Source organism: Fructilactobacillus sp. X3R5C2, assembly GCF_059901175.1.
In genome coordinates this window covers 258,620-282,652 of record NZ_JBWXVC010000001.1, presented here as the reverse complement: position 1 = coordinate 282,652, position 24,033 = coordinate 258,620, and the positions used below count along the sequence as shown (strand labels likewise).

At 39.1% G+C, this 24,033-nt stretch carries 23 protein-coding genes; 6 read left to right on the top strand and 17 right to left on the bottom strand.

Going from position 1 to position 24,033, the window contains the following annotated elements:
* The first annotated feature begins 5 nt into the window (after positions 1-5).
* Entirely contained in the window at positions 6-983 is a 978-nt protein-coding gene (gene dapF / locus AC6UD4_RS01420) for a diaminopimelate epimerase (RefSeq protein WP_500693518.1), read from the top strand.
* A 41-nt stretch (positions 984-1,024) separates the two neighbouring features.
* On the opposite strand, the gene AC6UD4_RS01415 is transcribed toward dapF, so the two are convergent.
* Together AC6UD4_RS01415 and AC6UD4_RS01410 are read right to left on the bottom strand one after the other, a co-directional pair.
* Complete coding sequence (locus tag AC6UD4_RS01415) at positions 1,025-1,480, bottom strand: threonine/serine exporter family protein (RefSeq protein ID WP_500693517.1); 456 nt, start codon at positions 1,478-1,480, stop codon at positions 1,025-1,027.
* Positions 1,481-1,488: 8 nt separating this feature from the next.
* Positions 1,489-2,274, bottom strand: coding sequence for a threonine/serine exporter family protein (locus AC6UD4_RS01410; protein ID WP_500693516.1), 786 nt, complete (start codon positions 2,272-2,274; stop codon positions 1,489-1,491).
* A gap of 152 nt (positions 2,275-2,426) precedes the next feature.
* Between AC6UD4_RS01410 and AC6UD4_RS01405 the strand changes: the two genes are divergently transcribed.
* A complete protein-coding gene (locus AC6UD4_RS01405) occupies positions 2,427-2,777 on the top strand; it encodes a hypothetical protein (protein WP_500693515.1) in 351 nt (116 codons plus the stop codon).
* A 57-nt stretch (positions 2,778-2,834) separates the two neighbouring features.
* Here the strand turns inward: AC6UD4_RS01405 and AC6UD4_RS01400 are convergent, their stop codons facing one another.
* From AC6UD4_RS01400 to helD, 9 genes are all read right to left on the bottom strand, one after another.
* Positions 2,835-3,728 carry a cation diffusion facilitator family transporter gene (locus AC6UD4_RS01400; protein ID WP_500693514.1) on the bottom strand — a complete coding sequence of 298 codons (894 nt, stop codon included), beginning with the start codon at positions 3,726-3,728 and terminating at the stop codon, positions 2,835-2,837.
* A gap of 22 nt (positions 3,729-3,750) precedes the next feature.
* Positions 3,751-4,191 (bottom strand): nucleoside 2-deoxyribosyltransferase, encoded by a 441-nt coding sequence (locus AC6UD4_RS01395; RefSeq protein WP_500693513.1) that lies wholly within the window; start codon positions 4,189-4,191, stop codon positions 3,751-3,753.
* 21 nt (positions 4,192-4,212) lie between these two features.
* Positions 4,213-4,614 carry a hypothetical protein gene (locus AC6UD4_RS01390; protein ID WP_500693512.1) on the bottom strand — a complete coding sequence of 134 codons (402 nt, stop codon included), beginning with the start codon at positions 4,612-4,614 and terminating at the stop codon, positions 4,213-4,215.
* Between the two features lie 57 nt (positions 4,615-4,671).
* Positions 4,672-5,556, bottom strand: a complete 885-nt coding sequence (locus AC6UD4_RS01385; protein WP_500693511.1) for an RluA family pseudouridine synthase — start codon at positions 5,554-5,556, stop codon at positions 4,672-4,674.
* 54 nt (positions 5,557-5,610) lie between these two features.
* Entirely contained in the window at positions 5,611-6,798 is a 1,188-nt protein-coding gene (locus tag AC6UD4_RS01380) for an MFS transporter (protein ID WP_500693510.1), read from the bottom strand.
* A 106-nt stretch (positions 6,799-6,904) separates the two neighbouring features.
* The gene (locus tag AC6UD4_RS01375; RefSeq protein ID WP_500693509.1) at positions 6,905-9,088 is read right to left on the bottom strand and encodes a heavy metal translocating P-type ATPase; all 2,184 of its coding nucleotides are present in this window, start codon (positions 9,086-9,088) and stop codon (positions 6,905-6,907) included.
* A 14-nt stretch (positions 9,089-9,102) separates the two neighbouring features.
* A complete protein-coding gene (locus tag AC6UD4_RS01370; RefSeq protein WP_500693610.1) occupies positions 9,103-9,555 on the bottom strand; it encodes a CopY/TcrY family copper transport repressor in 453 nt (150 codons plus the stop codon).
* 134 nt (positions 9,556-9,689) lie between these two features.
* A complete protein-coding gene (gene coaA, locus AC6UD4_RS01365; RefSeq protein ID WP_500693508.1) occupies positions 9,690-10,604 on the bottom strand; it encodes a type I pantothenate kinase in 915 nt (304 codons plus the stop codon).
* A 10-nt stretch (positions 10,605-10,614) separates the two neighbouring features.
* Positions 10,615-12,915 (bottom strand): RNA polymerase recycling motor HelD, encoded by a 2,301-nt coding sequence (helD, locus tag AC6UD4_RS01360; RefSeq protein ID WP_500693507.1) that lies wholly within the window; start codon positions 12,913-12,915, stop codon positions 10,615-10,617.
* A gap of 90 nt (positions 12,916-13,005) precedes the next feature.
* On the opposite strand from helD, the gene AC6UD4_RS01355 reads away from it, so the two are divergent.
* From AC6UD4_RS01355 to AC6UD4_RS01340, 4 genes are all read left to right on the top strand, one after another.
* Positions 13,006-14,871 (top strand): cation:proton antiporter domain-containing protein, encoded by a 1,866-nt coding sequence (locus AC6UD4_RS01355; protein WP_500693506.1) that lies wholly within the window; start codon positions 13,006-13,008, stop codon positions 14,869-14,871.
* A gap of 185 nt (positions 14,872-15,056) precedes the next feature.
* Complete coding sequence (locus tag AC6UD4_RS01350; protein ID WP_500693505.1) at positions 15,057-15,713, top strand: histidine phosphatase family protein; 657 nt, start codon at positions 15,057-15,059, stop codon at positions 15,711-15,713.
* 10 nt (positions 15,714-15,723) lie between these two features.
* A complete protein-coding gene (gene hflX / locus AC6UD4_RS01345) occupies positions 15,724-16,986 on the top strand; it encodes a GTPase HflX (protein ID WP_500693504.1) in 1,263 nt (420 codons plus the stop codon).
* Between the two features lie 270 nt (positions 16,987-17,256).
* Entirely contained in the window at positions 17,257-18,603 is a 1,347-nt protein-coding gene (locus AC6UD4_RS01340) for an APC family permease (RefSeq protein WP_500693503.1), read from the top strand.
* 20 nt (positions 18,604-18,623) lie between these two features.
* On the opposite strand, the gene AC6UD4_RS01335 is transcribed toward AC6UD4_RS01340, so the two are convergent.
* From AC6UD4_RS01335 to AC6UD4_RS01310, 6 genes are all read right to left on the bottom strand, one after another.
* A complete protein-coding gene (locus AC6UD4_RS01335; RefSeq protein ID WP_500693502.1) occupies positions 18,624-19,442 on the bottom strand; it encodes a DUF6681 family protein in 819 nt (272 codons plus the stop codon).
* Positions 19,442-19,990 carry a hypothetical protein gene (locus AC6UD4_RS01330; RefSeq protein WP_500693501.1) on the bottom strand — a complete coding sequence of 183 codons (549 nt, stop codon included), beginning with the start codon at positions 19,988-19,990 and terminating at the stop codon, positions 19,442-19,444. The genes AC6UD4_RS01335 and AC6UD4_RS01330 overlap by 1 nt, the downstream gene beginning before the upstream one ends.
* A gap of 91 nt (positions 19,991-20,081) precedes the next feature.
* Positions 20,082-20,651, bottom strand: coding sequence for a guanylate kinase (locus AC6UD4_RS01325; protein WP_500693500.1), 570 nt, complete (start codon positions 20,649-20,651; stop codon positions 20,082-20,084).
* A complete protein-coding gene (locus AC6UD4_RS01320; RefSeq protein ID WP_500693499.1) occupies positions 20,641-21,063 on the bottom strand; it encodes a bis(5'-nucleosyl)-tetraphosphatase in 423 nt (140 codons plus the stop codon). Before AC6UD4_RS01320 ends, AC6UD4_RS01325 begins: the two co-directional genes overlap by 11 nt.
* Before the next feature lie 49 nt (positions 21,064-21,112).
* Positions 21,113-22,252, bottom strand: a complete 1,140-nt coding sequence (locus tag AC6UD4_RS01315; RefSeq protein WP_500693498.1) for a cation:proton antiporter — start codon at positions 22,250-22,252, stop codon at positions 21,113-21,115.
* A gap of 59 nt (positions 22,253-22,311) precedes the next feature.
* The gene (locus tag AC6UD4_RS01310) at positions 22,312-23,979 is read right to left on the bottom strand and encodes a glycosyltransferase family 39 protein (RefSeq protein WP_500693497.1); all 1,668 of its coding nucleotides are present in this window, start codon (positions 23,977-23,979) and stop codon (positions 22,312-22,314) included.
* Positions 23,980-24,033: the final 54 nt, after the last annotated feature.

Genomic DNA, 24,033 nt, shown 5'->3' with positions numbered 1-24,033 from the left:
AAATTATGACTAAATTACTTAAAGTACACGGATCCGAAAATCAATTCTTTATTTTGGATCAAACCGAATTAGACCAAAAACTAACTGACGCGGAACTTAAAAAACTTGCTCAAACCATTTCAGACCCCAAAAATCACATTTTAAACGGCGCTGATGGGGTCCTGGTGGTTGATTCATCAAACCACCCCAATGCACTGGGAAAAATGCGAGTCTTTAACGCCGATGGTAGTGAAGCTTCAATGTGTGGAAACGGACTTCGGACCGTTTCTCGGTACTTGTCACAAAAGTTTGGTCAGGATGCTTTTAAGGTTGAAACCAACGATGCAGATCTAGATGTGACAAAAGAAAGTGACATTGCACCTGGGGTTCCCGCCTTTAGTGTCCAGATCTCACCAATTTCATTTGACGCTAAGAGTCTGCCCCTTGAAAATATCAAAACCCCACTGTTAGATCAGCCTGTCAATGATTTCATTTCGGGATTAGATTATTCAGCGGTCGCAGTGCCTAATCCCCACCTCATTAGCTTTATGAGTATGGATCAAGTTAAATCAGACGATTTAGTTAAGCTAGGCAAAATGCTAAATGGAAAAAACAAGTACTTTACGGACGGTGTTAACGTTAGTTTTGCTAACGTTATGGATCAAAATGAACTTTTCGTTCGAACCTTCGAACGGGGTGTAGGTCTTACAAATGCCTGTGGGACTGGAATGACGGCCACTAGTCTAATTTACGAAATCTTAACTCATGATTCGGACTTTGACGAAACCGTCAATATTTATAATCCAGGTGGGATGGTAAAAACTCACATAAAACGCAGTGGGGTTCACTACGATCTTCATTTGATTGGAAATGCGACTTTTACTAATGAGTTAAATATTAGTGAAAGTGACCTAAGAAATGCCAACCTCGATAATATTCAAATCACCGATACCGGTGAGGAGCAGGATTATCAAGACTTTGTCAAACAGCTTCAAACTAACTAAAAACCACATTGGCCGCTTGTCAATGTGGTTTTTAGTTTCAATTAAGATACGATTCCCTTCAAAAGATGGGTGATGTGAAAGAACAGTTGAATCGCCAACTCAGCTAGTAAGAACCCAATTGCCAACGCTCCTGCAATCATCGCGACTTGCATTAAGTAAACAAACGCTAAGTGCGTGTTGCCCGTTGCAATGTATTTCATAACTTCATACGCCTGTCCACCGGGAACAAGCGGAACTAACGCTGGAATGTTAAAAACGATGATTGGCATTTTTTTGTACCGAGCTGCCAGCATTCCCAAGATCCCAATCGTAAACGCTCCAAAGACGTTTCCACCAACGTAACCACCAAAAATCGAATTGTAGGTTAGGTACACTAAATAGCTGGCAACCCCCACCAATCCACCTAGATTAAGAGCACGCGGTGGCACGTTGATCAAAATTGCAAAACAAAGGGTGGCAACGTAAACTCCAATTATTTTCACTAAAATTTCAATCATAAACACCCCTATCCAAACCACTTCAAAGCAAGTGCCACTCCAAATCCTAAAGCACAAGCTCCCATAATGGCTTCCATTGCTCTAGCTGGTCCACTAACAAGGTTGCCAGACATTAAATCTCGGACCGCATTAGTAATTTGGACGCCAGGAACAAGCGGCATCACACTCCCAATAATCATATTATCCACACCACTTCCAAGTCCCAACTTTCGGGCTAGCATGGCTAACATGCCAATTGAAATGGCCGCAGTAAATTCGTTTATAAACTCAACTTTCACGATACGATTCAAATAGTCAAAAATAATCCAACCTAACATCCCAATCAGACAAGTAATAAAGAATACCGAATAATCACCACGAAAAACCACTTCAATGGATCCTGAAAGGACCGCAGCAGCTAACATTTTCATCCAGTACGGAAAATAAGTATCCAGATCACTAACGTGTTGCAATTCTTGATAGAACTGCTCTAACGTTGTCTTGTGTTCCGCAAAGCGTCGCGATAAATCGTTCACAGCCGTGATTTTTCTTAAGTCAAAAGCCCGCTTATCAATTTCAGTAATCTGAGTTTCTGAATTATCATTAACGGAAATCATAATTCCAGTAATCGTAATGTAAGTCTTCAAGTTTGGCATCCCAGCATTTCGTGCGATTCGCTTAATGGTGTCATTAACTCGTGTCATTTCTGACCCATTCTCAATCATGATTTTACCCGCCAACATACAGGTCTTAATGACCAAATCACTATAATTACGAAAACGCGAATCCGGATCCAGTTGATTCTTCCCAAACATGCGACTCACCCCTTTTCTTTAATATTTCTAGCATATCAAAATATAAGTAAAAAATCTCATTGAGTTTTCGTTACAAAAAACTATTTTACGAATGGTATCCAGACAGATATAATTAAATTAGATTTGTAACGGTATCATACAGGAGGAAAAATATGAGTGACAATGTAAAGTTTAGTGATTTAAGTGAGCAGGCACAAAAAAAGGTTGTTAACGATTTTGTTCCTTTCTACATCAAACTATTTAGGAACAACAACCTGGAAGTTATGAGTACTTTTGACGGTGAATCTGGTGTAATTGCTGATTTAAACCGTGAAATCGTCACTCTGAGTAATAATAGTCCACGAGACGTTGTCGCTGACATCATTGAACTTGACTATGGTGATTTCGCAATCCTTTTAAGTAAATTAAGTCAGACTTACTTTGAAAACGGTAACCCCACCACTGATTGGTCAGAATGGTATGTTAACGAAACCAATAAATTAGATCCAGACAGCACTTTATAGATCACTTTAAAATCACAAAAAAACAGTTTCTTTCTCTAGTAGAAAGAAACTGTTTTTTTATATGTCTTTGCCGTTATCGTAAAATAAATCATCATGTCTTCCCCGGTCAACTTCTGGTTGAATCGTGACATGGTCAATGTGATACTTACTCTTCAATAATTTATTAATCTTATCGTAAATTAATTGGACCTGATCTAAGGGCATATTTTTCATATTAACGTGAGCCGAAAAAACGATGCTGTTTTCATCCACCATCATCGCATGCACGTGGTGAACACCAGTCACCCCATCAATTTTTAATAGATCTTTTTTAATGGCAGCGTAATTCAGTTTGGGTGCACTTTCCATCAAAATCCCCACCGTTTTCCTAATGATGGGCCAACTCTCCCACATAATGTAAAGTGCCACTAGGATGGTCACAATTGGATCCACAATTGTCCAATTCAAGAAAGCAATTAAGATTCCACCAATGATAATTCCAAGCGATGACAACGAATCACTCAACAAGTGGAGGTAGGTGGCTCTCATGTTCAAGTTGTGCTTAGCGCCTTTATTTAACAAAAAAGCAGAAAAGAAGTTGGCCACAGTTCCGACAACTGCAACCACCAGCATTACTGGCCCATTAATTGTTTCTGGATGTGAAATTCGCTTAACAGCTTCAATAATCAAAAAAAGCGAAATTAAAATCAAAAACAATGAATTCAAGAACGCCGAAATAATTTCAGCTCGTTTAAAGCCATAAGTGTTCTGTTTGGTTTGTTGTTTTTTGCTTATTCGATGAGCAATATAGCTCAATACAATTGAAATGGAATCCCCCAAATTATGGAAGGCGTCCGAAAGAAGTGACAAACTTCCCGAAAAGATCCCACCCAAAAATTCAAGAATCGTAATGACTGCATTTAATACCGTTACTTCGAAAAATCTCATTCCAGATAATTGATCATTATTCATAATCTTTCTCCTTTAATTCGACTTAAAAAATGTTCCCTGTATAGTGACTCTCTGGCATCTTAGTAAAATCATAAGCCTGGAGTTGCTCGCCATTTTTCAGGTAAGCATGCAAACTTTCCGAGATCATTAGGTTAAGTGGTTCATCCTTCTGCTGAAAAACCACAACAGGCTTTCCCATTTGAACGCCTGCACCAATCTCATAGGCTGTCCCACTATCAACATTACTACCACCAAAATCAACCACAGCCACCACTGCTTTAGCTGCTTCTAGATTTTCCATGTCACGATGATAGATCTCGTTCGCCCATGGAAGGGTAAACTGCTCATTTTCAGCGTCCTGATGTTTACGTGGCGAATAAAAATCAGTCACCGTTGGATTTGCCTCTAATGCGTGTTCAACAACTTCAATTCTTTGAATTTGTTCGTTACTAAAAAATGGACTTGCTAAATAAATTTGAGCCATGTTAACTCTCCTATTTTCTGTTTAGTCTTCTACCATTCGCCATTCACCCTCGCCAGCTTTTGAAATTAAATTCAAAAAGTGAAGAGCTTCTTTCGCTTGGTCCTGATCGTGTTTATATAATTCGTTTAATCCGGCACCCGTATTAACTGGTCGTGACAGATCAAACTGACCTTTTTTACCAGACTGACCAGTTGCCATTGCTACCACAATCTCGCCACTATTAACCCTGGTGACAATGAAGAAAATGGTAAAATCATCGTCTTTTTTCATGTAAGCAGGCATTGCCCAAATGTCGTCAGCAATTTGCTGCATCTCATAATCTTTGAACTTATAGTCAAGGTGATTCTTCTCATTCACCGGCTTATTAAGTACAAACATCATTTTATCAAAGGATTTTTCACCTAACTGGATGTTATCTTCCACGGAACATTCTCCTTACTTTACTAACTTTATTGTAGCAAATTTTAAAAAATTTACATACTAATTTTTGGAAATTACCTTTTCCATATCATCAGGCAACTTGGCTTCAAAATTTAACTGCCGTCCTTGAAACGGATCAAAGAAAAAAAGCGTAAAAGCATGTAACGCCTGGCGTTTAATTCCCCGATCAAGTGGACCATGATAAAGTTCATCACCAAGCAGCCGGTGACCAATCGATGTCATGTGAACCCGAATCTGATGGGTACGCCCAGTGTGAAGTTTAATTTCTAATAGTGATGCATCACTTAAGTCTTTTTTAACCCAGTATTCCGTCTGTGCGGCCTTTCCCGACGTAGTCACTTGTCTCGCAAAGTTATCACCAATTCGCCCAATTGGCTGGTCAATGATTCCGTGCTTTTGTGTCATTTTGCCAGAAACGATTGCTAGGTATCGCTTATCAATTTCATGACGATTCAGCTCTTCATTGGCATAACTATTTGCCAAACGATTTTTAGCAACTAAGACCACTCCACTAGTAAACCGATCCAAACGTGTAATAATGTGCGGTCGTAAATTTGCGGCCTCTTCGTTTATTAAATGGCCTTTAATCCGATTCACCAGTGTATCGGATTGGTTGCTTGGGCCTGGAACCGACGTTAACCCAGCTTCTTTATTAACCACTAGCCAATTCTCATCTTCGTAAATTACATTAATTGGTTCAAAACTAACCGCAATTCGTGGATCAGATAATTCATTTGGGAGAAAAACAGAGACGACATCATCAAAAGCAACGTTAACCGATGGCTTGACGGCCTTAGCATTAATCTTAAAAGCATTTTTCGCTCGCTTTAAGTCTGCATACATCCGATGACTAATCCCATGTTGACTCAAAAAGGCCTTGAGCGATATGGGACTAGTATGAGAACTTTTAAAATTAACTTTCATGGTTTTTTGCTCCTTTGACCAAAATAAATAAGGCGATGCATCAAATGCACTGCCCTAATTAAATATTTTTCTGCGTAAAAATTTAATATCCCATACACCAACGGCTCCCATAGCTAGTAGAATAATTCCACAAACTACAAAGGTTAATGCGGGCTTATTGGAACTAAATACCGAATCAATCCCACCTAAAGCAATCGGCGCTAAAAAGATTCCACAATTACTACCAATCAACAAGATTGAAGTGGTTAAGTTCAAAGTTCCTTTGGATGAAATTTCAGTTGCAATGTTTAAAATGTAGGAAACCACAATCGCATCAAGAAAAGTTACTAGGAAAAAGCCAAGCGCCGCACTAAAGAACGAGTGTGATAACCCAATCCATAGCTGACAAAATCCACTAGCAATAATTCCGACAGGCAATAAATATTTCTTCAACTTCATCAGTGCCATACTGAAGACTATACCACCAACTAAACCAAAGATTGGGGCAATACTGATAACAACCGCTGACTGTTGCGTGGAACCAATCCCGGTTCCTTCAATAAATTCAGCAATTCGAACGGTGGCACCCACATACGTAATTTGATATCCAGCAAGTAGCATGGTCCAGAAAAGAACATCAGTATTAATCTTTGGAAAGTATTTGTTTTTTCGTTCCGCTTGATAATGTTCCACTTTTGGTGGTGACGGAACAAAGAAGAAAAACAAGATGGCAACCGGAAATGCCAAGGTATAAATTAGAAAAGCACTATGCCAACCAAAATCAACTAGTAATGCACCAGCAACGTACGCTGAAATGGCATTACCCAACATCTCAAATCCACTTCTAACTCCCATCAGTTGATTCTTTTCTTTTCCCTTAAAGAAGGTTCCAATCAGACTAACGGCCAGTCCATTCAACAAACCAAGTCCAATTCCAAAAGCAAATCGTGAAATAAGCATTACATAATAATTAGTAACAAAAATGGGAATCACTCCAGCGATTCCGCTGACCAGCAACCCGAGTATAACGGTTCTTTTGGCACCAATCTTTTTAGCAATCCAACTACTTCCAAGCAGGAAGATGATCACTGCTAAAGCTGGCATGGTGGCAATTAACTCAATACTTGAATATGAATGCCCTGGAAATGCACGCTGCCATTGTGGTACTTCCGCTGAAACTGACAGTGATGACGCTAAAACTAACGAAACCGCCAACAACGAAAACTTCATCATTGGGGAATACTTTTTCTTTTGTTGATCCATGAACACCCACCATCCCTTGTTACTTAATTTATTACTTAATGGATCGATTATACAAAAAAAGAGTGGCAAATGAAAGCCACTCTTGCTTAATCGACTAATTAATTGTTTATTCTTTAATCTTTCCCATATGAAGGGTGAAAGCATTCACAGCCACAATGATGGTTGAAGCTGACATAATCAAGGCCCCAACGGCTGGCGAAAGGATAATTCCAATTGGAGCTAAGATCCCAGCAGCAAGTGGCATTGCAATGATATTGTAGCCAGCTCCCCACCAGAGGTTCTCAACCATTTTCCGGTTAGTTGCTCTGGCAAGGTCTAAGAAGTCAATGATATCTTCTGGATCACTTCTAACCAGTACAACGTCAGCCGATTCGATGGCAATGTCGGTTCCAGCACCGATGGCCACTCCAATGTTAGCACGTGATAAACTCGGAGCATCGTTGATACCGTCACCAACCATCATGACATCATTACCCTTATTCTGATACTCTTTGATGATTTCTTCCTTATTTTGTGGAAGTAGTTCGGACCGATAATCAATATCACCCAATTGATGAGCAACTCGCTTAGCAGCCAAGTCATTATCACCAGTGAGCATTACGGGGGTAATGTTCATTCTTCTAAGTGCCTTAATTAAGTCAATTGACTTAGGACGAAGAACATCTCCTTGGGCAATCACCCCAAGCACCTTATCATCACTTACCAAGTAACTAATCGAATTACCTTGACTAGCAAGATTATCAAATTGTTTATGATCGTAGTCCATGTGATTATCAGTCAGATACTTAGCTGTCACAATCTTATACTCTTTTCCGTCAATTTGTCCCGTTAGTCCAACTCCCTGAATGGCTTGGACGTTCTTGGCTGGGACGACGGAAACTTGCTCCTTTTTAGCCTTGGCTAGGATTCCAGCTGCTAGAGGATGACTAGAATTAGCTTCAAGATCAGCAAATTTAGTCAGAAGTTCTTCGTTACTCATATCGGAATCAGAGATTACATCATTGACTTGAAAGACTCCTTCAGTCAGAGTCCCAGTCTTATCCATAAAGACGTAATCCAAACGTTTAACCTCTTCAATTGACTGACGATTTCTGATTAACAGTCCATTCTGAGCGGCAATTGAGGTACTTCTAGCTACGACTAGTGGGATGGCTAAACCTAAAGCGTGGGGACATGCGATAACCAGGACCGTAATCATTCGTTGCAGTCCATAACTTAATCCGCTTAAAATCGTCCAAACGACCAATGCTAAAATTCCAATGATCAGGGCGCCATAGAACAACCAGCGCGAAACCTTGTCAGCTAACGTCTCCGCTTTTGATTTTTCCTTTTGAGCGGCTTGCACCATTTTAATAACTTGAGCTAGGTATCCATCTTTAGCAGTGGCGGTAACTTTGACTTGCATACTACCATCACCGTTGACGGATCCACCAATTACTTTACTTCCCTTTTTCTTAGTCACTGCCTTCGACTCACCAGTTACTAAGGCTTCGTTTACAGCACTAGTTCCAGAATCAACCACGCCGTCAGCTGGAACTTTTTCACCCGGTTGAACCAAAACAATGTCGCCGGCTTTTAACTGGTCTAGTTGAATATCCTTAGTTTCTCCGTTAGATTCAACCAAATGGGCTGTGCTTGGAAGTAGTGCAGCCATCTTTTTAAGCGCATCGCCAGCATTCATGACCGCATCCATTTCAATCCAGTGACCTAGTAGCATAATGACAATCAAGCTTGCTAGTTCCCAGAAGAAATTCATCACATGACCGTTTGGATTAATGAAGGTATTCATAATAAAAGCATACAAACTATAAAAGTACGAAGCTGAAATACCTAGTGTAATCAACGTCATCATTGCTGGAGCATGACTTTTCAACTCATTTTTGGCTCCACTAAAGAATGGTTGACCACCATAAAAGAACAGAATGGTTGAAAGAATCATTACAATCCAATCAGACCCCGGAAAAGTAATCTGAAACGGCAACTTCATCCCCATAAACGGAGAAAGTAATAAGATGGGAATCGTAATAATCAATGAAATCCAAAAGCGCCGTTTGAAGTTTCCCATGTTCATCATGTGGCCGCCACCCATATCCATTGAACCGTTTCCCATGTTCATAGATCCATGATCCATTTTCATCGAACCATGGTCCATTTTCATTTTAGAATTACCCTTCATGTTCATTTGACTATTATCACTGTCTTTGGGGTTCATATTTTTCATATTATGGTTATCATGATTCATATTCATTTTCCCCATTGAATCATGTTTTCCATTGTCCATATCCTTCATTAAAAAGCTCCTCTCTATTGACAATCCATACTCATATCGCCTGGTAAACAGTTACAATCCACTTTATCGGGGGCGGTTTTTAGCTTTTGTCTCAAAACTTCACCCAACTTGTGAATATCACTCTTACTAATCTTACTTTGGTTAATCAAATCCATAATGGTCTGGCCCTTACGCATGTCGCACATTTGTTCAAAAAGTTCTTCAGCACTTAGATTCATCGCATTCTGTTCGTTAACAGTGGGCGAATAAACGAAATAGCGTCCTTTTTTAAACCGAGTCAACAATCCCTTCTTAACCAATCGACTAAGTAACGTTTTAATCGTTGACTCTTTCCAATCACGTTTTTTCGCAATCGTATCAATTATTTTTCGTGATGAACTATCTCCCATCGTCCAAATCAACCGCATAATTTGCCATTCAGCGGGCGTAATTTCTTCAATTTTTTTGGTTTGATCCAAATAATTCACCTCCAATTCATGGTTTACATCTGTAAATTCAATGTTAATCATAATCTACATCTGTAAACTTTGCAACCATTTAATCTATTTATCAATAAAAAATCGCTCAATCATTGAATTATAACGATCGAGCGATTTTTATTTTAATATTTCCTAAGATAAACTTTATCAACGATGTGCCCTACACCTTTATGAATAATAAGGTTGGCTCTTTCACGTGTTGGTAAAATGTACTCCTTTAAGTTCGGTAAATTGACGGTTTTCCAAACGTTTCCCGCCATTTTAACCGCCTGTTCTGGCTCCTCTTTTGCGTACTTATAGTAATAATTAGTTGGATCCTGAAAAGCCGTTTTCATTAACTTCTTAAAACGATTAAGGTACCAAGTCTCAATCAGATCTGGATTAGCATCGATATAGATCGAAAAATCAGTAAAATCACCAATATAGAGTTTTTGATGATCAGGAATTTGAAGCGTGTTAATTCCTTCAATGATTAAAATGTCGGGATTAGTGATGACATCATAACGATGAGGAATAATGTCATACGTTTGATGAGAGTAAACTGGTGCTTTTACTTCTTTCACGCCGGCTTTAATCTTAACCAAAAACTGAATCAATGATTCCATGTCATAGCTTTCAGGAAACCCTTTACGATCAAGAATGCCCTTTTCTTTTAAGACTTTCGTTGGATACAAAAAACCATCAGTCGTGATTAGTTGCGTTTTCATTTCTGGCAATAAATCGGTAAAAAGGTATTGAAGCAAACGCGCTGCGGTTGATTTCCCCACAGCTACACTTCCCGAAATTCCGATGATAAATGGAATTTTAGGCGTTTTACGTTTTAGAAAATCACTTTCAGTAAGCTCCCAATCTTGGTAATGCTTAGAAGCCAGTTCTAATAAGCGTACCAATGGCATGTAAATATCAGAAACATCGTCAAGTGAGATCTGATCATTAAAGGCCTTTAATCTTTCCAAATTAGCCTGTGTAATTGGAGCAGATTCATTTGGATAAAACTGTTTCCATTCATTTTTACTAAATTCATAGAAATCCTTCAACAAAACTCACCTACTTGGTTACTAAATCATACTCATCTTTTGGGACGTCCTTAAACGTTGGTGATAACTCCCCAACTGAAATCACGTCCAGGCGGTGCATAGCACGACTACAAATTGTGTACACTAACTGGTCATCACGCTCCGTTGGATATTCTTCTTTAGAACCATTCCACATTACAACGGCGTCAAACTCAAGTCCCTTAGCTAGATAGGCCGGAACAACAATAACACCCTTGACCAACCGCTGATTTTCGGTTTGAATCAACGTGGATTTAATCCCATCTTTTTTTAGCTCATCATGAACTCGTCGACACTCATCTAACGATTTAGCAATGACGGCCGTGGTATCACTCGCCTGATAATTTACCTGAATCGTATTCTTTAAAACGTTTATTCCCTTATTAAAATCTTTGACAACGTTAATTTTAGGAAGTTCACCACTTCTAGCAAACGACTGGATCTTACTGCCATCTGGGATCAGATGCTTGGTAAAATCAGTGATTTGTTCAGTTGAACGATAAGACTTATTAAGTTCGATGACCCTGGTCTTCTCGGGATCAAACATCGTCTTCATTTCCCGCAAAAGGCTATTGCTACTCTCATGGGTGAAGATCGCTTGGTTGAGGTCTCCTAGTAAAGTAAACTTCGCCCTTGGAAAATTAAACTTGAGGTAAGCCAACTGAAATGGAGTATAGTCTTGAACTTCATCGGCAAACAAATAACGCATGTGGATATCAGGACGTTTTCCAGATATTAAATCATACAAGTAAAGATAAATTGAAATATCAGCATCACTAATTTTGCCATTCTTTAATCGCTCAATTGATTTTTCAACCCCGTCATTCCATTCCTGTTCATCAATTCCATACTTGCTCAAGTCGGTAATTCTAGGAACGTTTCTGATTAGATTAACGAACTGACGATTGATACTAACAAATCGACCGCGAGTAATGGCCTTTCTAACGTTTCTAAAAGCGTTTTGGACAATCTTTTTAGCCAAAAAGTTATATTCCTTATCGGGATTATCCATACTTTCGCCATATTTAGCGTAAATTGCCTGAAGTTGTTGCTGGTCAAGTCCTTCAATGGTTTCTTCGACCCACTTCTTTTTCATCTCACTCCCAATGTGACGATTTAAAATCTTATTCAGTTCTTCCTTGGTAGCTTCCAAACGATTCCGTAAGTTATAGTTTTCGTTAAAACTGTAGTAAATTTCGCTAATATCTTCCTTAGAAATAAAGACATTATCTTCAAATTTAATGTCTTTAAACTGAAAGTTTTCCTTATTTAAATGGTGGGCGTACTTTCCAACTAGATCAAAGAAATCCAAGCTGTTTTTGAAGTCAACCACCTTTTGTTGGTGTTTTTCATGAGTTTCGACAAAACGTTCACCAATGGTTTCAACCTCCAAGTGGGGAACTCGTCGGTTGGTGTATTGGTAGTACGTCATCTGAACCATATTTTGTTCCCCTAACTGGGGTAAGACCTCATTGATGTAGTCATTAAAAAGTTGGTTGGGGGAAAATAAGATTACCTGTCCAGAATTCAAATTACCACGATAACGATAAAGTAAGTATGCAATTCGTTGCAAAACAGCAGCCGTTTTTCCTGACCCGGCCGCTCCCTGAACAAAAAGCAAATCAGAATCAGTATCACGAATGATCTGGTTCTGCTCTTTTTGAATCGTGGTAACGATGCTCTTCATTTTGGTATCAGACTGATGACTGAGATTTTCTAGAAGTAAGTTGTCTCCAAGGGCTTCGTCTGTATCAAAGATGGTTTCAATCTTACCGTTCTTGATCTCAATCTGTCGCTTTAACTTGACGTCAACCTTTTGGGGACCAGCCGGTGAATCATACGTCATTTCACCAATTCCACTATCATAATAAATACTGGAAATAGGTGCCCGCCAGTCGTACACCAGATAATCGTCAGGATTATCGGTAAATGACGCTAGGCCAATGTAAATGGTTTCAGTGTGTTTCTCGCCTTCTTCGTGAAAATCAATTCGAGCAAAGTAGGGATTTTGATCCAACCGTTTTAGCGTATCAAGATCCCTTGCGGCGTTCTTCCAGCGATTCTCACGTTCCGAAAGTAATTGCTGTTGCTGTCTAACCGAGACACCCGTCTCCATCTGTCCACTATATGTACTTGTCTTTAAACGAACATCGTTAAAAAAGTTCTTTTGGATTTCCGATTGGTCACCCTTCGCTTTTTTAATTTTTTTAGCAGCATCGACCTCTGCCATTTCAATTTTGCTTTCAACAAAATCAAGGTGTTTCTGTTCTTCATCTTTAATTGAATTTTCCAACGGATAATCCCTCCTGCTTGCTAAACTTGATTAAATATTCTAACATATTAACTCAACTGAACAAAATATATAAACCAAGGTGATCGTAATATGGATTCAATCTCATTAGTAATTGTTCTACTTGCGGCCCTAATAACTCCATTAGTGATGGCACGATTCCACATTTCAATGCTGCCAACCGCAGTCGTTGAAATTTTAGTTGGAATCATATTAGGACCCAGTTTATTCAACATCGTTTCCGACTCAAACATTTTATCCATTCTTTCCAAGATTGGTGTGATCGTCCTACTGTTTTTGAGTGGAATGGAAATCGATTTTTCCTTATTTAAACCCAAAAACAAAAATCCCAGTGAACTAGAAAAAAAATCAAGCAAAACTGCTCCACGATTTTCATCCGTTCAACTAGCCTTTATGGGGTATGCAACGGTTATCATTCTAGCATTAATCCTAGGATACTTCTGTAAACTAACTGGACTATTCAGTGACTTCTGGTTAGCTTCAATCTTGTTTGCTACCATTTCACTTGGCGTGGTCATCGCAGCCTTAAAGGAAAAAGACGTCACTGGAAGCGCCTTTGGCCAAACCATCCTGTTAATTGCTGCCCTTGGTGAAGTTTTACCGATCTTTGCCCTGACGATCTACGCATCGGTATTTGGTTCCGACAGTAAGTCACTATGGCTCATCCTGATTCTATTTGTGGTAGCAGGTTTTTTATTGTGGTGGTTTAAACGTTTCTTCAAGGTTTCAGACCAAATCAATAAATCAACCACTCAGATTGACATTCGGCTAGCTTTCTTCATCATTGTTTTACTATCAACGATTGCCGTCTTTGTTGGATCAGAGGACATCTTAGGGGCATTCATCGGTGGAATGGTCTATAAATTACTACAACCATCCGAAACCACGAAAGATCGATTGGATTCAATCGGATATGGGCTCTTCATTCCAGTCTTCTTTATCATGAGTGGTGTTGGTTTGAATGTCAAAGAGTTGCTGTCAAACCCAGCGACTTTGGTTCTAATCCCTGTTTTCTTTGCTAGTTACATCATCGCGAAGTTGGGACTTTATCCCATCTTTAGGTTACGTTTCAATAAGCAAAACTCACTGGCTGGAATGGCCCTTCCGAGTGCAACCATCACCATGGTTCTTGCAATTCTCCAAGTTGCTAAGGGGATGAAAGTGATCACATCTCAACAGTCGGGGGCATTTTTGCTTGCAGCAATTATTACCTGTATCATTGGCCCACTGGTCTTTAACAAGGCCTTTAAGGTCGAACCAGAAACCTATCCTAAGATTAAGGTTAATTTCTTTGGGGTTAACTTAACTACCATCCCAGTCGCTCAACAACTTTCAACTGGGTGGTACGACGTTAACGTATACACTGATAATCAGGAGCACTACCGCTCCTATAACAGTCAGGCTAACGTTCATCTTGTTTCTAAGCTTGACCCAAGATTTTTAATTGACAACGGCTATTTTGACTGCGATATCGTCGTCATGGCCTACTTTGATTCAGAGAAAAGTTACGAGTTGGCCAAGTCAGCTAAAAAGTACGGTGTCAAACGGGTTATCGCTCGTTTTGAAAATCGCGATGTCCTTGATAAGCATCAAGATGAACTCCTTTCTCTAGGAGTTGAGATATATAACAACCTTGCCGTCAACATTGCCATGCTAAGAGAGTTGATTGAGGTCCCGTCAACATTTAAGATGATTGAATCTAACGAATCAGTTCTCCATGAAGTTAAACTAACTAATCCGAGTTTGGCTAACATAGCAGTCAAAGACCTTCCCTTTAGTAGTGACATTACCATTAACGAAATCTTTCGCGACCATAAACTACTTCACCCGACCGGTGAGACGATCCTAAGATTAGGTGATCAAATTATTTTCTCAGCCCAAAAGGGAACTGGAATTCAAATCAGAAGTGATTTTAACCCGGAAGCATCACAAAATTAAATTAATTAATCCACTGACTAAGATGATGTCAGTGGATTTTTTATCTGGTTCATGATGATTTACGCAAAACAATATAATGATTATTTCAAATGATTACTAAATTATACCAATTCCACCCGTCCCGTTTATCTTGGACGTTAAAATATGCTAGAATTAAGCAACTAGTGAATCAGGGGGAAATAAAAATGACTTCAATCAATTTATATTTTGTCAGACACGGCCAAACATATTTGAATCGTTACCATCGTTTACAGGGATGGGCAGACTCAGCTTTAACCGATAAGGGAATCACCGATGCAATCGATGCTGGAAAACACCTTAATAAGGTTGATTTCAACAAGGCATATAGTAGTGATACCAAAAGGGCCCGTGACACCGCCGAACTAATCCTAAAGGAAAATCCATCAGGACTAGTTGAACCGATCGAAATGGAAAACCTCAGAGAAGAGAATTTTGGATACTTTGAGGGCAATGACATGGGACAAGTTTGGCACATCATTGGGGGGCCGTCTGGCGCTGATTCATACAGTCAAATGATCGCCACTTATACGATGGAAAAGACCCGCGACATGATTGCTGACGCTGATCCATACGGGGATGCCGAAAATGATTCACAGTTTTGGAAACGAGTTCAAACTGGGCTGGACGAAATCGTTAACAACGCTGAAGATGGTGATGATATTCTCATTACCGCTCATGGAACTCTCATTCGAAGTATTGTTAGTCGTTTTAGTGACATCGATATTAGTGAACCCATTCAGAATGGCAGCGTCACTAAAGTTGATTATAAAGATGGCGATTATATTATCAAATACTATAACAACATTTCAGATCCAGTCTAAAGGAGTATAAATGATCGACAACTTTACTGATGTAATTACAATTGGTTTAGATTTAAATGATGCTAATTTTCAGTACTCAATGGAGGAACTTAACAACTTAGTCACCGCGAACAACATGCATAGCGTTGAAACCGTGACCCAAAAGTTGGATCACCCTGATCCAGCAACCTACTTCGGCAAAGGTAAGGTTGAATTTCTAGAACAACTCGTCAAAACGTCTGGGACAGATATCATTGTGGCAAACGATGAACTCAGTCCTAGTCAAATTCGAAACCTTGAAAAATTAACCAATGCTAAAATCATTGACCGAACTGGGCTAATTTTGGAAATCTTCGCCAATCGAGCTCATTCCCGTGAAGCCAAGTTACAGGTCCAATTGGCCAAACTAAACTATCAACTCCCGAGGCTTCGTACTAGTGCTAGTCAACGATTAGACCAACAGTCTGCTGGTGGCGGACTAGCTAACCGTGGTGCTGGTGAAACCCAAATTGAATTGAATCGTCGAACCATTCAACATCAAATCACGCACGTTCGTCACGAATTAAAGGAAATTGACAAATCATACGACACTCAAAGTAAAAAGCGCAAACAAAACGATTTGAAAACCATTGCTCTTGTTGGTTACACCAACGCAGGCAAATCCACGATTATGAATCAACTGGTAAAACGATTTGGTGAAAACGAGGAGAAAGAAGTTACCGTTAAAAACATGCTATTTGCCACCTTGGACACCAGCGTGCGAAAGATTGAGCTACCAAACCATAAACGTTTTCTTGCAACCGACACGGTTGGTTTTGTCAGTCAACTTCCGCATCAACTAATTCAAGCCTTTAAATCAACTTTAAAAGAGGCAAGCAACGCTGATCTCTTGGTACAGGTAGTTGACTACTCTGACCCAAATCAAGAACTAATGATGCAAACTACTGAAAAAACTCTAAGAGAAATCGGGGTCCCCGACATTAACATGATTAAGGTCTTTAATAAGGCTGATAAGAGTGGAGAAAATTATCCTGTTCGTGAAGGCAATAACATCATCATGTCAGCTCTTGACCCTGATTCAATTAATTTATTAATTGACATAATTTCTCAAAACTTGTTTAAAGATTACGTCAAAAAGACGTACCTCATCCCTTTCAGTAGTGGCCAAGTAGTTTCGGACCTAAATGAAAACGAAACGGTTTATCAGACTGACTACACCGATCAGGGAACGAGGTTGAAAGTTGAACTTCCTGAAACATCGGCCAAAAAATACCAAAAATACGAAGTTAATTAATAAAATTACATTGACATTTAATATGGATCGCGGTTAAATGGTCCTATACTAATTTAAGAGAACAATATTTAAAGAAACCGCCCAAGAGAAGCCGACGTTATTCTGGAAGTTGGCTGACTAATCTTTATTTAACCACCTCTTAAAACACATTAATACACAACAAAAAGCGCTCTGAAAATTTCAGAGAATTTTGGGTGGAACCGCGCAAATTTGCGTCCCTGACATTTAGTTGTCAGGGACTTTTTTTATTCTCAAAGGGAGGAATTTTATATGAAGAAACCAAAAGAAGAGTCCAATGTAAAGTTAAACCGTTCTTTAGGAATTTGGTCCGCACTCTCACTTGTAGTTGGAACCATCATCGGAGTTGGAATATTTGTTAGACAAGCTGCCGTTCTAAACGATGCAGGATCAGCAAATGGTGCCATGCTGGCTTGGCTAGCCGGGGGACTTCTGACTTTAGCCGCGGGACTTTCAATTGCCGAGATTGCCTCGCAAATTCCAGAAACCGGTGGACTATATGCATACATGGAAGTCATTTATAACAAGTTTTGGGGCTTTTTATCTGGATGGATGCAGATTATTGTTTATGGTCCCGCAATGATCGCTTCACTTGGAGCTTATCTTGCCATCCTATTAGGTGACTTTTTCCATATTTCATCAGAATGGAACATTCCGATAGCTATCATTGCAGTTGTTGCGGTTGGTCTATTAAATACCTTTCCCAATCGATTTGGAGCTGCTTTTTCAATTATTACCACAATTTGTAAGCTCGTCCCAGTCGCAGCGCTTATTATCTTCGGACTTTTCTTTGGTCACGCTAATGCTTTTACTCAAAGTGTTAGTGACGTCCACTCCTCAGTTGGTGGTTTTGGAGTTGCCATGTTAGCCACTCTATTTGCCTTTGACGGGTGGATCCTAGTTGCTAACCTTGGTGGAGAAATCAAAAACCCTAAAAAGATGCTACCACGTGCTATCACCTTCGGAATTTTAATTGTCATTGCCATTTATATGCTAGTTTCATACGGTGTTTTAAAAAGCATTGGTCCCGAGAAAATTCATGATCTTGGAACAAATGCCATTCCATACATGGCTAACAAAGATTTTGGAATGATCGGTGGGAAGATTTTAAGTATTGGTATCATCATCTCAATCATCGGGTGCATGAACGGAAAAATCATGACCTTTCCCCGTATCATGTATGCCATGGCGAAAGAAAATCAACTTCCGTTCTCTAAGCAGTTAGCTTACCTCAATCCAAAGACCAGAACGCCAGTGGTATCAATTGCTGCTGTTCTAGTAATCGTAATCATCATGATCTGTTTCTTTGATGCCGACCGACTCTCAGAACTATGTATCTTTACTGTCTATTGTTTTTACGTGATGGCGTTCTTCGGGGTTTTCATCCTTAGAAAACGTCACCCCGACCGAAAGCGAGTCTTCTCAGTTCCACTATATCCATTCACACCAATCTTAGCTATTTTGGCATCCCTTTTCGTAATCTGTTCAGAAATTGGATCAGACTTCATTGGGGTCGTTTGCTCACTGGGAATCGTTGCACTCGGGATTCCAATCTATTACTTTGAAGTTATTCTCAAAAGAAATAAGGTTAAAAAATAAGAGATCTCAAATGAGATCTCTTATTTTTTCTGATATGCAATTTTAATCTGAACCGCATAGTCGTCAGCTCCATCAATTAAGCCGGCTCGACCAGAAGTCTTGTATTTTCCTCCAACCAAAAAAGCTTCAGCTAGATACAACTTGACTTTATTCTTATCGATTTTTTGAATATCTTCAAAACCAGCCTTAACAATGTGGCCAACGGGTTCACAATTAACCTGATTCATTCCGGCATAGACTTCATACTTTCCGTTTTCTTCTCTTAAATCAAAGTAAGGGATTAACACTCCATCACCCAAAGCGTAGACGCGATGCTTAGGATTAGCTTTAATTTCGGAAAGAAGCGCCCGATCGCCTAATCCATTGTAGTCATCACTTGCAACTTTTTTGGTAATCATGGTATCGGCTAAATGATGAACGTTATGGCGCTCACTAATTGTCGATTCCAATTTAGCTGGCATCGTTTTTCTTTCATCAAATAAACCGTTGGCGGGAATATTACGATAACGACGACTTCCACTACGAGCCTCGGTTTGCTGATCAGTTTCCTTGGGCTGAATGTGCAAGACCTTATTAATGACCGGGGTAACATCAAACTTCGCCCGTTTTTTAGTAAAGTAATACATGATGTTTAGGTACAAGAAGTACGCTAAAATCAAGACAACTAAGAAGACCAGAACCCCCCTAATCATAAAGCCATTTACAACAAAACGGTAGGCAACGTACAAAAGGTAAAAGTCGCCTAGAATCCCTAAAATTACGTAAATTCGGCTTTTAGTGTTTGTTTCAATCGTTATATATCCAAGATAATGATTAATAATATCTAGAAAACTAAACATTAATGTTCACCCCCAGGATTAGTCGTATTGGCTTGGGTATTATTCTGAGTATTGTTAGAAGTAGTCCCCGTATCATTATTAGAATTGCCGTTATTCCCGGTATTCTGACTTGATTTTTCGGCATTTCCACCGTTATTATCAGTTGTCTTTTGATTGTTATTACCAGTCTCCGAATTATTTCCATTCGTGCTGGTCGAATTATTTTGCTCCTGTCCACCAGAAGTTGTTTTACCTTGTTCATTATTTGGTGACTTACTATTGCCATCGTTATTGTTATTATTCATATTATCTTGTTTAGTCCCAGAACTATTGGATTCATTTTTACTATTATCGTCATTAGAATTCGAGTTCTGGTTCTTAGTACCCTTATTGTTATCATCATTCTTCTTAAAGTCAAAAATAGAACGTTTCTGGCTTTGATGGGTAGTGACTTTAGCACCTTCGTGGGTATTGGTTGCTTTATTAACAACAATATTGGTGGCTCCTAACGCTAAACAAATTGAAATAATGGCAAATGGAGTAAGAAATGGTGGTACTCGATTTGACATTTAATCATCCTCTCAACGTATATTCTCTTTTGTGAAACTTAATTATTGCACTTAAAAGTAAAGAATTTATTCCAGTCGATAAAAGATTTCTTTAAAGTTGTCTTTTTAAATTTAGTACAATTTGATCAATCTGATTCTTAGTTTGACTCCACTTCTCATTATCAATCACAATGGACCGATTTTTTAAAGCAGCTGGAAGCTTTAAATCACGCGCGTCTTCTTTACTTTCCATGCGAACTTGAATCTGAGCCAAAGTATCCCCGCGATCAATCATGCGCTTTTTAAGCTCAGCCGGATCTTTAACTTTCAAAAAAATGACAACCGCTTCTACTCCTAATCGATCCTTATACGTAATGGCACCTTTCGTGTCTAACACAATTGAAACAATGGGAGACTTTAAAAAAGCACGATCTAACCCTTCGTATGATGATCCATAACAGTGCCCCGAATATCTTACTGATTCTAAAAGATGAAGTTTTTTAAAACTTGTCGGTGATTCAAAATAATAATCTACTCCATCTTGCTCTTGATCCCGTGGTGCTCTGGTCGTATGGGTAATCACCTTAGGAATTCCATACTTTTTCATTAAATAATCCGAGATGGTGGTCTTACCGGTGCCAGCGGCTCCAGTAATCACAATTACAAATCGTTTATTTGACATAGTGGTCCTCAATGTATTCATTGGCCTTTTTAAGTGGTGGAAGTAAGTTATCGTATGTGACTAACTTCAAAGCTTCTTCGTAAGTGCACCAACGATCCTCACTAATTTCTTCCTTCTGTCTGGTAACCGAAGTGCCAACCGGAACCTCCGTCACAAAGAAAGTTACTACTTTGTGGTGGCCATTCTTCATGTCATACTCGACCTTTACATCAAAACCATCATCAATCTCACCATGAATTCCCGTTTCTTCTCTTAATTCACGTTTAGCGGCCTGTTGTAATGTCTCGTTTCCCTCGACGTGCCCCTTGGGATATCCCCAAAAATCACTAGTTGCACTTTTTAAAAGTAAATATAGTGGTTGATTTTCCTTAAGTTGAAAAACAATCGTTCCACCGTCAATTTCATTAATCATAAAAATGCCCCATTTATTTGTTTCTTTCATTGTACCAAAAAATCAAAAACTACACTGATTTAATACTGAACTTAAGCATAATTGGTGAAAGAATCGTCGAAAGTACAATTACCATAATAATTTCGGAGTACAGTTCAGAAGCAAGCAGATGACTAGCTAGTCCAATCTGAGCGACAATGAGAGCCATTTCACCTCTTGATACCATTCCGGCACCCACTACGTTGGCATCTTTTAGGGTCAATCCAGTTAATTTCGCTCCAATTCCACACCCAATCCATTTGGTAAGAACCGCTAAGATCGTCATTACTACAACAATCAACCACGTGCTAGAGAGCCCCTTAAAACTCATCTCCATCCCAATTGCGGCAAAAAAGATTGGAATAAAGAAGGAATAACCAATTCGATTAGCACTTTGAATCACCTGATCATGAAGCGGCGTACGTCCAATTGCAATTCCAGCAAAGAAAGCCCCTAACACCGTGCTCAGATTGGCCGCTTCTGCCAGATATGCCATGATCAAACAAATGCTAATCCCCATAATCGACACGGCTGAATTGGCAGGAAGAAGGTCGGCTAACCGCATGAGCCAAGGTGCAATCCATTTAATGACAACAAAAATCAATCCAAAAAACAAGATTTGAAACGTAAACAGGACAAACAAATTTTTAGATCCTGATTCCGTCCCAAACACACTGGAAAAAACACTCAACAAAATAATTGAAATCACATCGTCAACTACCGCGGCCCCTAAAATGGTTGCTCCCGCGACCGATTTCAACTTGCCAAACTCCTGAAGCACTTCGACACTAATGGATACTGAAGTAGCCGAAAAGATCACTCCCCAAAAGAGCGCTCTTTCAATTCCTTGGCCTAGTAGTTGACCATAAAAGGTAAAAGCGACCACCGGTAAAATGACCCCACAGATAGCAACGCTAACGGCCGGCTTTAAGTACTTCTTGACCAACTCGAAATCACATTCTAATCCCGCAATAAACATCAAAAAGATGACCCCAATTTCGGATCCAACCGAAACCAAGTGATTTAAACTGACTAGGTGCAAAACCGCGGGTCCAATTAATAAGCCGGCCATAATCTCTCCTACCACCGCTGGCATCCCAATCCTTTGACTTAAAACTCCTAAAATCAACGTTGAAAGTAAAATCAATCCAATTGTTGCTAAATATTCCATATAACCTCCGTTATCCCTCAAAAAAAGCAGAGTTTGCCAATTTGACAAACTCCACTAATTTAATAAAACTTATGTTCTTTTATCATTTTCTTTGCATTGGGGTTAGGCTTGGACCTAGCTTCAAACATGTAATAGGTAGCTCGTCTTTCCTCAAACATTTGGGCATGACTACTACGCAATTTATAATTCTTAATTAGCGCATCACGTCCACCCTTTCTAGAACCACTGCTCATGTACTTGTACAACTCAGCATTACTCTTGTTGCTTGTATTATCAACCCTAATTACCAACCATTGAACTTGTTTCTTTCGAACCACCTTGTTAGCTGATCTCATCATTTTAGGATAAGCGCGGCTAGGAATATTATTACGTTCGAAGAAGTAATGAGTTGGATATGCACCAGAACTGGTGTAAAAACCATTTTCTAAACGACTGTAAGTTAAAAGGGTCGGTGTTCCCTTACTTTCGTCTCTAATAATCTTTCCAAACGAAACTTGAGCAGGCTGTTGGTACTCACCTTTCTTAGGATTAAGAGTAACGTATAAGTTTTGGGGATGCAACTTCGAGTAAATAAAGTTATTGTTTGATCCAAGGACAAAGGTTAAGGCCATACATAGCGTTACGAAAACAAACGTCCAAGGGAGAGCGAGCTTTCTGTTAGATTCAAAGTGTCTGATAAAAAACACCAGTACAAAGATAGTTGTCACCATGATAAATGGGAAATAAGCTAATTGATAGTACTGATAGATTTTACCAAAGGTGTGACCGTAAACTGCTACAATCGCATTTACAATCATCATGAACAAGAAAAGCGACTTTGAAATTCCATCTTTAAAGATTTCATGGTCAAATAAAACATAGATTAAGCCCAAGAGACCAAAGACCACCGTGATCGGATACTGCGTCAGAAACTTCATAAAGAATCCAGTTGCCATTAGAATCTTAGTTGGTACAATTCCCGATGAACCGTAAACAGTCATGTTAATGGTAAAGTAAACGTGGATAAAGGACTTAAAACTCCCTGTTACTAAGAAATAAATCAACCATGGAATAAGTGCGATTAAGAAGCTGAGTCCACTAAAGAAAATCAATCGCCACATTTCTTTAAAGCGACGATGGTAAACGTAGAAGATAAACATAAAGACATAAAATCCAATCCATGGACCAAGTAAAGTGTACTTCGAAAAGAAGACCACTCCGACCATGAATCCCTGAATCATCCATTCCCACCATTTGATATCAAAATCATTTTGACAAGCCTTTAAAGCAACATAAATCAAATATAAAACGGCCGGGAACACGAAGAATTCAACCGAACCACCATAGTCATAAAATGGCTGAAGCACGGAAAAAACTGGCATGAACAATGAAATTACAAATGACCAATTTTGTGACAAGTATAATCTAGCAATCTTGTAAGCCATGGTCATAATAATAATCATCGCAATAATCTCAAACGGTACCATCCCAACAAGCGATCGTTTTGTGATCAGTGAGGCTAGTCCGTAAAGCAAATAAACAAATGGCCCTTTTTGCTCAAAAACATCCTTATATGGAATGATTCCGTGAAACATTGCTTTACCGACAGTGAAAAAATTATTACTGTCGGGTGAGGTATCAAAATAATAGAACGGTGAAGCAAATGACAAAAGTAGAATTATGATAATACTCATTACTACAAACGTTAAACCAAATAAATAAGGTTTAGTTTTTAGTTTTTTTAACATACATTGTTCTTCCAATCATTAAGAATTTAAGCTCACACTCAATAATAAAAGCAA

Bases quoted from the DNA above. Each gene is read 5' to 3' on its own strand.
- dapF (WP_500693518.1), top strand. From the start codon at position 6: ATGACTAAATTACTTAAAGTACACGGATCCGAAAATCAATTCTTTATT.
- AC6UD4_RS01415 (WP_500693517.1), bottom strand. From the start codon at position 1,480: ATGATTGAAATTTTAGTGAAAATAATTGGAGTTTACGTTGCCACCCTT.
- AC6UD4_RS01410 (WP_500693516.1), bottom strand. From the start codon at position 2,274: ATGTTTGGGAAGAATCAACTGGATCCGGATTCGCGTTTTCGTAATTAT.
- AC6UD4_RS01405 (WP_500693515.1), top strand. From the start codon at position 2,427: ATGAGTGACAATGTAAAGTTTAGTGATTTAAGTGAGCAGGCACAAAAA.
- AC6UD4_RS01400 (WP_500693514.1), bottom strand. From the start codon at position 3,728: ATGAATAATGATCAATTATCTGGAATGAGATTTTTCGAAGTAACGGTA.
- AC6UD4_RS01395 (WP_500693513.1), bottom strand. From the start codon at position 4,191: ATGGCTCAAATTTATTTAGCAAGTCCATTTTTTAGTAACGAACAAATT.
- AC6UD4_RS01385 (WP_500693511.1), bottom strand. From the start codon at position 5,556: ATGAAAGTTAATTTTAAAAGTTCTCATACTAGTCCCATATCGCTCAAG.
- AC6UD4_RS01380 (WP_500693510.1), bottom strand. From the start codon at position 6,798: ATGGATCAACAAAAGAAAAAGTATTCCCCAATGATGAAGTTTTCGTTG.
- AC6UD4_RS01375 (WP_500693509.1), bottom strand. From the start codon at position 9,088: ATGAAGGATATGGACAATGGAAAACATGATTCAATGGGGAAAATGAAT.
- AC6UD4_RS01355 (WP_500693506.1), top strand. From the start codon at position 13,006: ATGGATTCAATCTCATTAGTAATTGTTCTACTTGCGGCCCTAATAACT.
- AC6UD4_RS01350 (WP_500693505.1), top strand. From the start codon at position 15,057: ATGACTTCAATCAATTTATATTTTGTCAGACACGGCCAAACATATTTG.
- hflX (WP_500693504.1), top strand. From the start codon at position 15,724: ATGATCGACAACTTTACTGATGTAATTACAATTGGTTTAGATTTAAAT.
- AC6UD4_RS01340 (WP_500693503.1), top strand. From the start codon at position 17,257: ATGAAGAAACCAAAAGAAGAGTCCAATGTAAAGTTAAACCGTTCTTTA.
- AC6UD4_RS01335 (WP_500693502.1), bottom strand. From the start codon at position 19,442: ATGTTTAGTTTTCTAGATATTATTAATCATTATCTTGGATATATAACG.
- AC6UD4_RS01330 (WP_500693501.1), bottom strand. From the start codon at position 19,990: ATGTCAAATCGAGTACCACCATTTCTTACTCCATTTGCCATTATTTCA.
- AC6UD4_RS01325 (WP_500693500.1), bottom strand. From the start codon at position 20,651: ATGTCAAATAAACGATTTGTAATTGTGATTACTGGAGCCGCTGGCACC.
- AC6UD4_RS01320 (WP_500693499.1), bottom strand. From the start codon at position 21,063: ATGATTAATGAAATTGACGGTGGAACGATTGTTTTTCAACTTAAGGAA.
- AC6UD4_RS01315 (WP_500693498.1), bottom strand. From the start codon at position 22,252: ATGGAATATTTAGCAACAATTGGATTGATTTTACTTTCAACGTTGATT.
- AC6UD4_RS01310 (WP_500693497.1), bottom strand. From the start codon at position 23,979: ATGTTAAAAAAACTAAAAACTAAACCTTATTTATTTGGTTTAACGTTT.